At 57.5% G+C, this 12,231-nt stretch carries 7 protein-coding genes; 1 reads left to right on the top strand and 6 read right to left on the bottom strand.

The genetic code is table 11. The features are described from left to right. Positions 1–811: 811 nt before the first annotated feature. Both RT613_RS16200 and RT613_RS16195 read right to left on the bottom strand, forming a co-directional pair. Positions 812–1,132 carry a 2Fe-2S iron-sulfur cluster-binding protein gene (locus RT613_RS16200; RefSeq protein ID WP_313616950.1) on the bottom strand — a complete coding sequence of 107 codons (321 nt, stop codon included), beginning with the start codon at positions 1,130–1,132 and terminating at the stop codon, positions 812–814. A 204-nt stretch (positions 1,133–1,336) separates the two neighbouring features. Beyond that, positions 1,337–7,717: a hypothetical protein gene (locus tag RT613_RS16195; protein WP_313616948.1), complete on the bottom strand. Its 6,381-nt coding sequence runs from the start codon at positions 7,715–7,717 to the stop codon at positions 1,337–1,339. A gap of 468 nt (positions 7,718–8,185) precedes the next feature. On the opposite strand from RT613_RS16195, the gene RT613_RS16190 reads away from it, so the two are divergent. Beyond that, complete coding sequence (locus RT613_RS16190; RefSeq protein ID WP_313616947.1) at positions 8,186–8,557, top strand: Hpt domain-containing protein; 372 nt, start codon at positions 8,186–8,188, stop codon at positions 8,555–8,557. A 47-nt stretch (positions 8,558–8,604) separates the two neighbouring features. On the opposite strand, the gene RT613_RS16185 is transcribed toward RT613_RS16190, so the two are convergent. The 4 genes from RT613_RS16185 to RT613_RS16170 form a co-directional block, all read right to left on the bottom strand. Next, positions 8,605–9,213, bottom strand: coding sequence for an ABC-type transport auxiliary lipoprotein family protein (locus RT613_RS16185; protein ID WP_313616945.1), 609 nt, complete (start codon positions 9,211–9,213; stop codon positions 8,605–8,607). Positions 9,214–9,252: 39 nt separating this feature from the next. Continuing rightward, positions 9,253–10,623 (bottom strand): MlaD family protein, encoded by a 1,371-nt coding sequence (locus RT613_RS16180; RefSeq protein ID WP_313616943.1) that lies wholly within the window; start codon positions 10,621–10,623, stop codon positions 9,253–9,255. 8 nt (positions 10,624–10,631) lie between these two features. After that, entirely contained in the window at positions 10,632–11,465 is an 834-nt protein-coding gene (locus RT613_RS16175) for an ABC transporter ATP-binding protein (RefSeq protein WP_313616941.1), read from the bottom strand. Between the two features lie 11 nt (positions 11,466–11,476). After that, the coding region (locus tag RT613_RS16170; protein WP_313616940.1) for an ABC transporter permease at positions 11,477–12,231 on the bottom strand (755 nt) is incomplete at its 5' end.

Below are 12,231 nucleotides of genomic sequence, written 5' to 3'. Positions count from 1 at the left end.
ACACAGGATGCCTGTGACATCCCTCGGGTCATACCCGAGGACGAGGCATGAGGAGCGTTTGCAGAGAACGCTTTCGTTTCTCGAGAAGCATCACACGTTGCATATTTGGCGCCGGCTTAGATCCTCGCCACAAGGGCGAGGATGACGGTGGAGATATCAGCCGTTCACACACCCGGCTGTTTTTCCAAGGACCGTGCCCAATCCACCCCTCATACCTGTGCCCGTCACAGGTATCCAGCCAGCCCAAGTCTTTGGGCTGAAAGGACGCCTTTTTCTCCCGCAGACACATGCCTGAAACAGGCAGAGACGCATTCCGTCAAACGCTTCAAACACGGAATGATAGAATCGCCGTGCACAACACAAGCAAAAACCACTCAAACCAATCGCCTGATGTAAAGCACCCCTGACATCCCGTGCTTTCATGAGTGATTTCTTGGCGTGGCGAATCAGCGTATTTAATTATAAAAAGCTTAAATTCGAAGCGGGAAAATTCCCGTTTTATCAATGGATTAGGGTCGCGCCGGGCGGCGGCAATGCGATACCCATCCGCTTGAAGATTTCCATGCAAGTTGCAGCGTTCGAGTTCCCTGGCGTGTCCTGAAACCCACAGGTGTCTCCTCCCTCGCCTTGTGGCGGCATGCCCGCCTGGCCTCGCTCTTCATGCGGAGAGCGAGGCTTTTTTTGGCCACGACACAGGGCACAGAAACACACTGCGCTGCGTGGACGCTCACCTGAAGGTGTCGGGCGGTCTGCGCATGGCCAATCGGCCCAACTGGCGCACTGACGCTGATATAGGCCCTTGGGCCTGCAATCAGCCCTGACGTTCTGGAACGTGTACGACGAGGCCGTCCAGATCGGCGCTCATCTTGATCTGACAGGAAAGACGCGAGGTTGGACGCACATCAAAGGCGAAGTCCAGCATGTCCTCCTCCATCGCCTCTGGCGGGCCTACCCGCTCCGTCCATTCATCATCGACATAGACATGACAGGTCGCACAGGCACAGGCGCCGCCACATTCGGCATCAATGCCGGGAACCGAATTGCGCACGGCGTTTTCCATCACGGTGGAACCGGCTGCAACATCAAGTTCAATGGCCGAGCCGTCGAAAGCAACGATTGTCAGTTTTGTCATGTCAGAAATCCAGAAATTGCGGGGTTATCATTTGTTCCACACATAGAAAGCCCCAGACCAAATGGCAACATCGATGGGCAATCCTTTCGTGGCAAAGCACATCAGGCCATGTCCAACATGGCGGCTTTTCAGTACCCCACAAACAAAAACCGCCCCGGATGGGGGCGGCTTTCAAACTAGGTAGCTACTGACTTACGTTTCAGATCAGTTGAAACGACCCGCAGCGTGGGCCAGCATGGTGTAGACCTTACCGGTGTCCGATGTCAGGTAAGACTGGGTGACGGTACGGTCACGGTCGGTCTTGGCAACATCGGCAAGCAGCTTTTCGAAGTCTGCGATGTAACGATCAACGGCCGTTCTGAACTCGGACTCGCGCTCGTATTTACGCTTGATCTCGTCAAAGGTCTGCTGACCCTTCAGCGTGTAGAGACGTCTGGTGAACACGTCACGCTCGCCGCGCTGGTAACGACGCCACAGGTCAACCGATGCATCGTGGTCGATGGCACGAGCGATATCGACTGAAAGCGAGTTCAGCGATTCCACCATATGGCGCGGGTTGCGGTTGTCGCTGTTGCGCGAGGCCTGGGTTGCAGCAGCTTCTGCAGCCGGACGGGTTGCAGGCTGGCGGCTTGGCGCAGCGGCGGCCTGGGCAGCATTCGGGTCACGCGAGGCGCCACGCAGCAGATCGCTGATCCAGCCACTGCCCTCGCCGCGCTGTACGGCCTGGTCGGTGACACCGGTGGTCTGCGCTACCTGCGGCTTTGCTGCTTCGAGTGGCAGGCTGCCACGCAGGCCTGTGGAGGCACCCAGAGCGGGCTGCTGACTCTGCGGCTGCTGTGCACGGATAACCGGTGCAGCAACGGCGGCGGGCTGCGGTGCAGGTTCTGCAACACGGCGTTCTACAGGCTGCTGGGCAACCGGCTGAGGTGCTGGCGCTGCAGGGCGTGCGCTGGAAATTTCCATCTGCGTGGCCGAGCGGCCAACCAGCTGGGAAATGTCCTGCAGAGCCTTGATCTGCTCAGCTACGGCACGACGCATGGCGGCCGCGCTTTCCTTGGCCTCTTCCGGCAGGTCGAAGGCACCACGCTTCAGTTCAGCGCGGGTCGAATCCAGTTCCTTGCGGATGTCGTGGCTGGAGCGACGGATCTCATCCGTTGCACCGGCAAAGCGGGTCACGGCTTCTTCGACGGCCAGACGCAGGGTTTCGCGAACATTGGCGGCAGCTGCATTGGATTTATCCGTTGCATCACCAAGGATCGTGTCGACATCTGCCAGCGACGACTTGACGCCATTGCGAACGCGGTCGGCCAGCTCATCGGAGTATTTGCGTGCATCAGCAAGCGTTGTCTCGATAGAGCGGTTGGCTTCCTGACCGGCAGACAACAGCGCATTGCGCATGTTGTTGGCGGCGGACTGGGCGCGCTGTTCGGTATCATCCAGAGCCTTGCCGACTTCCGAGAAGGACGACGACAGGTTTTCACGCAATGTGCCGGCAACATTGGCGGCACGCTCTTCGGCGTGGCCAATCGTGCCTTCGACGGACGAGACAACGTTGCGCATTGTCGCTTCAATGTCTTCGGACCGTTTTACCAGACCAACGGCCAGCGTTCTCAAGGCATCCTGGCGCTCTTCCAGCGTGCCAACGAGGCTCGACTGGGCAGCACCGAGAAGATCGGAGGCCTGCGACAGCATCTTCGAATGTTCTTCGAAGCGGCCGATAATGCCGGCAACCTGCGACAGTGTCTGGCCGGAGATGTTCGACAGACGGTCGATCTTGCCTTCCAGAAGACGGCTGGAGCTGGACACCATGTCGGCGGCCTGCGAAGCGGTTTCTGCAAAACGGCTTGCCGTGCTGCCAAGTGTCTGGTCAACGGCTGCAAAGTCCGTGGAGGCCTTGCTGACGGCTGCATTGAGATCGCCCACGGTCTGTTCGACACGGTTGACGATTTCAGCGTTGCTGGCCGAGAGAATATCCACGCTTTCACGGGTTGCCGTGCTGATGCGTTCTGCCGCTTCCTGACCGATATTGGCGTACTGGTCGACAACCGGACGGGCCTTTTCTTCGATCAGGCGCGACAGTTCTGCCGAGCGGCTTGCCAGCATGGAGTTCAGTTCGCGGGTGCGCTCATCCAAAGTCGAACGGATGGAGTCGCCACGGGCACCCAATGCTGCCTCAACCTGCGACAGGCTCTGGGCAATGGTATCGGCCTGCGTGCGCACCACGTTTTCGGCCTCGGCAACCTTGTTGACGATGACATTGCCAGCTTCCGAGAAGGTGTGGGCAACGGCCGCTGCCTGCGAAGACAGACGGTTCTGCGCATCGGAAATGCGGTTGATGATGTCGCCGGAGCGGTTTTCGATGGCCTGGGTGAACTCGTCGTTGCGGGCCTGAACCTGCTGGGCGAAATCACTGCCTGCCTTGGCCAGCAATTCGGCCGAACGCAGGGCTTCACCATCCATGCTCTGGGTGGCGTTGGACACCGTGTCACGCAGCGTCGAGGCAAAGTCGCTGCCTGTTCTTGCCAGAAGTTCGGCAGAACGCTGGGCTTCGCCATCCATGTTCTCTGTGGCAGAGGACACGGCACCACGCAGCGTCGAGGCAAAGTCGCTACCCGTTCTGGCCAGAAGCTCGGCAGAACGCTGGGCTTCGCCATCCATGTTCTCTGTGGCAGAGGACACGGCGCCACGCAACGTCGAGGCAAAGTCGCTACCGGTTCTTGCCAGAAGTTCGGCAGAACGCAGGGCTTCACCATCCATGCTCTGGGTGGCGGAAGAAACGGCTTCACGCAGTGTGGAGGCAAGGCCTGTCGCCTTTTCACCAATCGTGCGGTTGACGTTTTCAAGACCGATGTTCAGTGCGCGGTCCATCGTGCCGAGGCGTTCGTCGATGGTCGACGCAATGCGGTCTGCCACGTCGCTGCCTGCGCTGACGAATTCCTGCGAACGCGAACCGAGCGTCTCGGAGATACGTGCATTGGCATCGTCGATCGTTGCGCTGACATTGTGCAGATCAGTCTGGATGCGGTGCTGGAAACCTTCCAGCGACTGGCCAAGACGAGCCTCTGTCGCGTTGAGCTGACCGGCAACGCCGCTGACCGACTGGTCGATGCGCGAAGACAGGTTTTCGGTGGCCGATGTGATGTCGCCTGCCGCATCGCTGATCTTGCCAGCGATTTCGCCAATGCCGTTGCGCAGTCTGGCTTCGAGGTCGGCACCACTGGTGGCGATAACCCGCTCCAGGGCTTCCTGCTGACCTTCCAGAGACATTTCCAGCATGCCGGCGCTCGATGCGAGGCTGGTGCCGATGGAAACGGCCTGGTCGGACAACATGTCGTTCAACTGACCGCTGGCGGATGTCAGGGTCTGTTCGATGTCGGAATGACGCTTCTCGAATGTGTTCTTGATCTGCTCATGCGACGCCGTGAGGCTGTGCTCGAGGCGAGACACACCGGTTTCCAGCGTGCCGGCAAACTTGTCGGTACCGCCATCAATCGCGGTTTCAATGCGGTTGGCCGCACCGGTCACGCTGTTTTCGATCAGATAGGCAGCGTCGCTGACCTTGCTGTCGATGAGGTGTGCGGCAGAACCAACTGTGTTTTCAATATGTGCAGCATTGCGGCCAAGCGTTTCGGCAATGGTCGCGGAGCGGTCGTCCAGCGTGGAGACAAGGCGCTGTTCGATGCCGGTGACGACATTGCTGATTTCATTGACCCTGCCCGACAGCATGCCGGAAATATTGGCCGAAGAGCCCTCAAGCGTGTCGGCAAGACGCTGCTCGACGCTGGTCACGGTGGTGGAAATGGCGTCTGCACGCGCTTCCAGCGAACCGAGGATGGCAGACGATGTTTCTTCCAGCGAAGACGTCAGGCGGTGTTCGACACCGGCAACCGCGTTTTCGAGGTAGATTGCCTTGTTATCAAGCGCTGTCGAGATCGACGAGGATGCGCCATCCAGCGTGGAGGCAATGCGCTGCTCGGCGTCAGACACCGTTTCTGCAAAGATCGACGTGCGGGTTTCCAGCGACATGGAGATCGACATGGAAGCATCATCAAGCTTGCTGGCCAAACGCTGTTCCACATCCGAAACTGCCTCGGTGAGGTAGACCGTGCGGCTTTCCAGCGTGTTGGTGATGGCAGAGGACGCACCTTCGAGCGTATTGGCCAGACGCTGTTCAACGTCAGACACGGCGTCGGTCAGGTAGCTTGTACGGCTTTCCAGCGCGCTGGTGATCGAAGTCGATGCACCATCCAGTGTGGAAGCAAGGCGCTGTTCAGCATCGGACACGGCATCAGCCAGGAAGGATGTGCGGCTTTCCAGCGACAGCGACATCGACATGGAGGCGTCGTCGAGCTTGCTGGACAGGCGCTGTTCGGCATCTGCAACAGCTTCCGTCAGATAGGTCGTGCGGCTTTCCAGCGCGTTGGTGATCGAAGACGATGCACCATCCAGCGTGGAGGCAATGCGCTGCTCGGCATCCGAAACCGTATCGGCCAGGAACGAGGTGCGGCTTTCCAGCGACAGGGAAATCGCCATCGAGGCATCATCGAGCGTGCTCGACAAGCGTTCTTCAACACCGGCAACCGTGCTGGTGATGTAGTTGGCCTTGTCTTCCAGTGTCGATGCAATGGCGGCGGAGCGACCATCGAGGGCAGCGGTAAGACGCTGCTCGATGTCGGCAACCGTGTTGGTGATTTCGGCTGCTCTTGCGTCCAGGATCTCGGCCATACGCTCTGGCGCACCAGACAACGAGTTGGTGATGGCTTCCGAACGGCTGGCCAGCGTTTCATCGAAACGGTTCTGGCTTGCAGTCAGCGCATTGAACAATGCACCGCTGCGCTCTGCCATGATGCTGTCGATACGCTCATGCGTGTCGCCCAGTGCGTTGGTGATTTCCTGCGTGCGCGATGCAACGGCGTTGCTGAGTTCGCGGGTGCGCTCATCAAGAGCGTTTTCAAGCATCTCCTGGCCGGTGCCGAGTGCCGTTGCCAGCGCAAAGGACTGGTCGGTCAAAGCAGAGCCAAGGCGATCGATGCTGGAGCTCAAGATGCCGTCAATGGCATCGGAACCACCGGCAACCGCTTCATTGATGCGGGCCAGGCTTTCCATGAGCTTGCTGTCGAGCGAACCGGCACGACGGTCAAAGGCGCTGGCAAATTCTGCAACGCGCTCGTCAAAGGCCGAGTTGACCTGACCAACCGTTGCCTGCAGGCGCTCTTCGAACAGGCCAGAGCGCAGGTCGAGATCCATGATCGCGTCGTCAGCCGTGGACTGCAGGCTCTTGCGGAACGAAAGGCCACGCTCATCCAGCGTTTCGCTGAGCTTGTTGAGAACCGTATCCAGCGACCCGCTGATGGCTTCTTCGCCACGGTTGAGATTGTCTGAGAGTTCCTTGGTGCGCGACGACAGCACTTCATTGAGAAGGCGTGTGCGCTCTTCAATGGCAAGGTTGAGCTTTTCAGCACCGGAATCCAGTGTTGAGGCCTGTGTTGCAAACTGCTCCAGCAGCACGGCACCCCGGTCCGACATGGTCGAAGTGAGGTTGTGCAGGCGCATGTCGAATTCATTGGCAAGGCTGGTGCCAGATGTGTGCAGCGCCTTGAGCAGATTGTCGGTCTTGGCGGCAATCAGGCTGCCCATGGCTTCAGTCGTGACGCGCGACTTCTCAAGCAGAGCGGCCGAACGTGTGTCGATCATCGAAGCAAAGGCTTCGCCGGTGGTTGCCAGACGAATGGACAGCTCTTCGCCCGCCAGCGACAATTCTTCCTTGATGTCATCCTGCGCGCCGATGATCGATGCACGAATGCGTTCGGCGTGGTTGACGATGGCGTCACGCTCGGAAGAAAGCTCCGTTACAAGGCTGCGCACGCGCAGTTCATTGTCGGCATAGCTGCGCTCAAGCGCATTCACTTCGGAATGCACGAGCGTTTCAAGTTCGGTGGCACGGGCGATGGTGCGCTCGATGCCTTCATTCATGGCGGAAACTTCGCGACGAACCGCCTGCCCTACCGACATGATGCGGTCAGCAGCCACAGTTTCCGGTTCGGCAAGGCGAAGCGCCACTTCGGCCATTGAACGGGCAGCGTTACGCAGATCGCGGGCACGCGCCATCATGATGGCAAAGGCAAAGAACAGAATGACAGGAACAACAATGCCGACGAAAACGGCCATGATGCCCGGAATGGCGAAAAGCTCAGCCAATGAGCCAGCCTGCCAGATGAGATTGCCGTAAATGGCCTGACCAAGCGCCAGACCGCACAGTGCCCAAACAATGGAAATAATCGCAGCGTTGCGGATTGCCGAGGCAATCGACGTGCTTTCCAGAGCTTTCAGGATGGCAACGGTGTTGCGTTTGGAGCCGTCATTGGTGGCCTCCAGCCCTGCGGCCCTGTTCTGCTCAGCGGCTGCGCGCGCTTGCGTTTCTGATACCGGCTTTCTGGAAGATTCGGGCACTTTAGCCTCCGAGGACTTTGGCGTCGATCGTTTTCGAGGCTGCGCATCTGCATCAGACTTGCCTGTCTGGAGGGCATCCTCCAGCGCCTGAAATGCAGTCTCGTCAATCGAGTCACTGAACTTGTTATTCGCCATGCGGTTACGCCTCGTTACTAATACGCCCGGCCAGATATAACCTCGATCAGTCAGCCGCCTAAAACCGTCCGAGGCATCATGCCTACAGGAAACCCTACCCTTACACGATAGAATGTGTCCCGCTCATTACTATGCACCCCCTATGGCGCACCCCTCATTTCCGGAACGAAAATAACATCATTGTGTCATTTCATAAAGTTCCGGCCCAAGCGCACGCACCATAGCAGTATCGTAGTGGCACATTTACGCCCTTGAAACAATTAACGCATTTGCCGCCACCAGGGAATGAACGGTCTTGTTAACAGTTTTTAAATCACATCTTAATCAGCAAGCTCTTGTTTCATATCGATTTAACATAAATTAACCATATCTAAAAATATCAGCCTGCTTTGTGCCGCATTTTAGGGAGATACCACACCGTCATGTGCGTAAATCCGGCACAGAATATAACAAAATGGGAAACCCATCATGGCAGCTGCAAATATGGCATTTGGTATGCCGGATAATTTTTCCGCCAGTTACACAACCAGCACCAAGCCGGTTGACCTTGCCCACCTGTCCAAACAGACCATGGGTGACAAGGAACTGGAAATCGAAATCCTCCAGCTTTTTGCCCGTAACACCCGCGTCATCCTGCATGAGCTGGCGACCGCCGACAAGACGAGGATTGTCGCGCTGTCACACCGCCTGAAAGGTTCGGCGGATGCGGTGGGTGCATTCCAGGTCTCTGCTGCGGCAATGCACCTGGAACACAATCCCGGTGACAGCCACGCATTTGCGCAGGTGACGACATCGGTGATTGAAGCGGAAAACTTCATCCTCAAGCTCTGCCGCTCCTAAAAAGCGGCAGCAGCCTGTCACGACAGAAGTGAAGAAAGATCGTCGGCTTAAAGCGACTTCAACGTCCAGTCGACGATCTGGCGTGACACGGCGGCAAATGCGCCATCCAGTGATTTCACGAAAGCGGCATTCGATGTGCCGGAAGAGCGCGTTTCAGCCTTGAAGGACTGCTGTGCCTTGATGGTGCCGTTACGGTCATTGAGGATCTTGACCGAAATTTCGACAACGGCCGTGTTGCCACCCTTGGTGTCGATCTCAAACGAGCGAATATCTGTGACGACCTGGTAGTCGATGGCCAGCCCCTGCCCCGGACGGCCAACGCCGCCGAGCTTGCCGGTATTTTCAAAGGCTTCCACCAGCTTGGATTGCACCAGACGCGGCAGGCGATCGCTCCACTGCGAGTTTGCCAGATACTGCACCTCGGATGAGGACAGGCGAACAACGATGTTTTCGCTGTCCAGCGTTTTCAGTGCTGTCGGTTCAGGAACCAGCACCTGGCGGCTTTTCAGCGAACGGCCTTCGGTTGCGGCCAGAGATGACGCCGAAAGATCAAACGTGTCGTTCTTTGCGGCAGTACCACAGCTGCTCAAAGACAGAAGAACAATTGGAAATGCCAGTACCGCACGGATCGTCGCAGGGCGTATTGCAACAGCCATATTCACATTACCCCTTTGCCACCTTGTACGGAATCAGCCTCAACGCCGTGTCCTGCCATCATATTGCTTGACGGTTTCACCGCCAAAAATCAACCTTTGCGGATTACGGTCGAAGTTCATAATCGTATTATTCAACTGATCGACCGTCCGACGGGTGTCTCCGATAAGCGCTTGAACGTCCCGCAGCCCTGCTCCGGAAAACCGTGCCAGATTATCGGCGATTGGCCCAATACGCGCATTCAGGGTGTCCGCCACGCTCTTGAAGGACGCCAGAGTTTCACGCGCCTTCACAAACAGCGAATTGGCGTCATCGGTTCCAAGCAAGTTGTCGACTTTTATGAGAATTCCGTCAACGCGGTTGGATGCAGCGTTCAACTTGCCGGCCATTTCCTGGAAGTCGGCAATGGTTCTGTCGATCTGGTCACGACGCTTGTCAACGTCATCGGCCACACCCTTGAAGGAAGCAATCGCGCTGCGTGCATCCCTGGTTGCCACGGAAATATCGTCAACTGCGGTGCCGACCTTAGCCGGATCAACCGCTGCCAGCAGCGTATCGGCGCGTTTCAGCACGCCCTGCGCATCCGTGCCGGTTCTCTCGAACGTTTCAGCAGTGCGTTTTACACTGGCCATCAGGTCATCAACATTGCCCGACGCCCTGGCGACATCACCACTGACCTTTTCTGCATTGGCAAGAATCGTATCAACCTTCTTGGCGTCAACAGCGCGCACCAGATCTTCCACCGCCGCCAAAGTGCTTTCCAGACGGCCAGATACCGATTTGACGGTGACGGACAGCGAGCTCATGCTTTCGAGGAAACTGTCGATGCCATCGGAATTTTCCGCCAGCGCATTGGAAAATTTCTCGGCATTGCGCACCGTCTGGGTCAGCGGACCACGCGCATCCTGCACAAAGCCCTGCAACTCACCAATCGCATTGTCTGCACGGGTCAGGATCTTGTCCGCTGTGGCCAGAAGGTTGGTGACGCTCGAAAGATCCGCGGTCAATTCGGCCGGCACGCCAGTTTCAAACGCTTTTTGCAAAATGCGTTCATCGGTTTTGCGACCGCCGGACAGTTCAATATAGGCAGCACCGGTCAGGCCCTGAATTTCCAGAACCGCGCGAGTGCTGGTAAACACCGGTGCCTGCGCCTGAATTTCCGTAAAGGCGATGGAATATTGCGGGTCTTCTGAATCGATCGACAGGCCGCGCACGGTACCAACCGGAATACCATTGAAGCGCACCGGCGACCCAACCGACAGACCGTTGGCAGAGCCTGGAATACGCACGACAAGCTGCGCCATCGGCCCACCGCGACCGAACTCGGCCATCCAGTAGACAAAGCCGAAGGCAGCCGCGACGACGATCAGGGTAAAAATACCGACGATGGTGTAATTGGCCTTGGTTTCCATAGGTTTTGTTACTCCACCGGGGTTTCATGCACGTTGTTCGGGGACACAACCGCTCTGGCTCTCTTGCCCTTGAAGTATGACTGAACCCAAGGATCGTCGCAGGCGAACATATCCTCAAGTGTGCCTTCAACCAATACTTTCTTGTTGCCGAGCACGGCAATGCGGTCACAGACGGAAAACAGGCTGTCGAGATCGTGGGTCACCATATAAACGGTCAGACCCAGCGTATCCCGCAGCCTTGCAATAAGATTGTCGAATTCGGCAGCGCCGATAGGATCAAGACCCGAAGTCGGTTCATCCAGGAACACCAGGTCCGGATCGAGCGCCAGCGCCCTTGCAAGGGCTGCACGTTTGATCATGCCGCCGGAAAGCTCGGACGGATATTTATCGGCCGCATCGGGCTTCAAACCGACCATGTCGATCTTCAAACGTGCCAGCTCATCCATCAGCGATTTCGGCAGATCGAGATATTCGCGCATCGGCAGCTGGATGTTTTCCTTGACCGTCAGGCCGGAAAACAATGCGCCCTGCTGGAACAGCACGCCAAGACGGGTATCGAGCGCCATGCGCTCTTCTTCACTGGCCTTGTCATAATCCGTTCCGAGAATCTTGATCGTGCCGGAGCGGCGCGGCAAAAGCCGCAGCACCGTGCGCATCAACACCGATTTACCGGCACCGGAGGCACCGACAAAACCGAGGATTTCGCCGCGGTAGACATCCAGGTCGAGATTATCGAGGATCAGCTTGTCGCCAAAACCGACGGTCAGCCCTTCGACGGACAGCACGACTTCGCGGTCTTTTTTGCTGTTGTTTTGCTGTTTGTTGTCTTGTGTCTCAGCCACAACCATCCCCCTTAGAAGTCGATCGCCGCGTAGAACATGGCAAAAAGCCCGTCCACGAGAATGACCACGAAGATGGATTTGACCACCGAGGATGTGACGTGCTGGCCAAGCGATTCAGCGCTTCCGCCAACCTTCATACCCTCGACGGCGGCGACAATGCCGATGATCAGCGCCATGAATGGTGCCTTGATCATGCCCGATGCAATGGTCGACATTTCAACGGCCGCATGCAAACGCGACAGGAACACTTCGAACGTGATGCCGGAATAGATCAGTGCCACGACAGCTGCGCCAAACAACGCGGCAAAGTTGGCAAGAATGGTCAAGAGCGGCAGGGCAATGGTCAACGCCACCAGACGCGGGAAAACCAGCACACCCACCGGGTTAAGGCCAATCACCTTCAGTGCGTCGATTTCTTCGCGCATTTTCATCGAGCCGATTTCGGCGGTAATCGCGCTGCCGGAGCGACCTGCAATCATGATGGCGGTCAACAAGACGCCGATTTCGCGCAACTGCAAAATGCCGACCAGATCGACAACGAACACTTCCGCACCGAAATAACGAAGCTGGAAAGCGCCCTGCTGCGCTATGATCGCACCGATCAAAAACGACATCAGCACGATGATAGGAACGGCGCGCACGCCCATATGATCAATCTGGTTGATGATGGCGGCGGGCGACACACCGGTGCCGCGCCCCAGCTTCATCTGTGCGCCGCGAACGGCGGAGCCGAGAATATACATACCAGCCAGAAAATCGCCGCCCG

The organism is Agrobacterium sp. (assembly GCF_032092815.1).
GTDB lineage: Bacteria > Pseudomonadota > Alphaproteobacteria > Rhizobiales > Rhizobiaceae > Agrobacterium.
This window is presented reverse-complemented; position numbering and strand designations above follow the sequence as displayed.

Bases quoted from the DNA above. Each gene is read 5' to 3' on its own strand.
- RT613_RS16200 (WP_313616950.1), bottom strand. From the start codon at position 1,132: ATGACAAAACTGACAATCGTTGCTTTCGACGGCTCGGCCATTGAACTT.
- RT613_RS16195 (WP_313616948.1), bottom strand. From the start codon at position 7,717: ATGGCGAATAACAAGTTCAGTGACTCGATTGACGAGACTGCATTTCAG.
- RT613_RS16190 (WP_313616947.1), top strand. From the start codon at position 8,186: ATGGCAGCTGCAAATATGGCATTTGGTATGCCGGATAATTTTTCCGCC.
- RT613_RS16185 (WP_313616945.1), bottom strand. From the start codon at position 9,213: ATGGCTGTTGCAATACGCCCTGCGACGATCCGTGCGGTACTGGCATTT.
- RT613_RS16180 (WP_313616943.1), bottom strand. From the start codon at position 10,623: ATGGAAACCAAGGCCAATTACACCATCGTCGGTATTTTTACCCTGATC.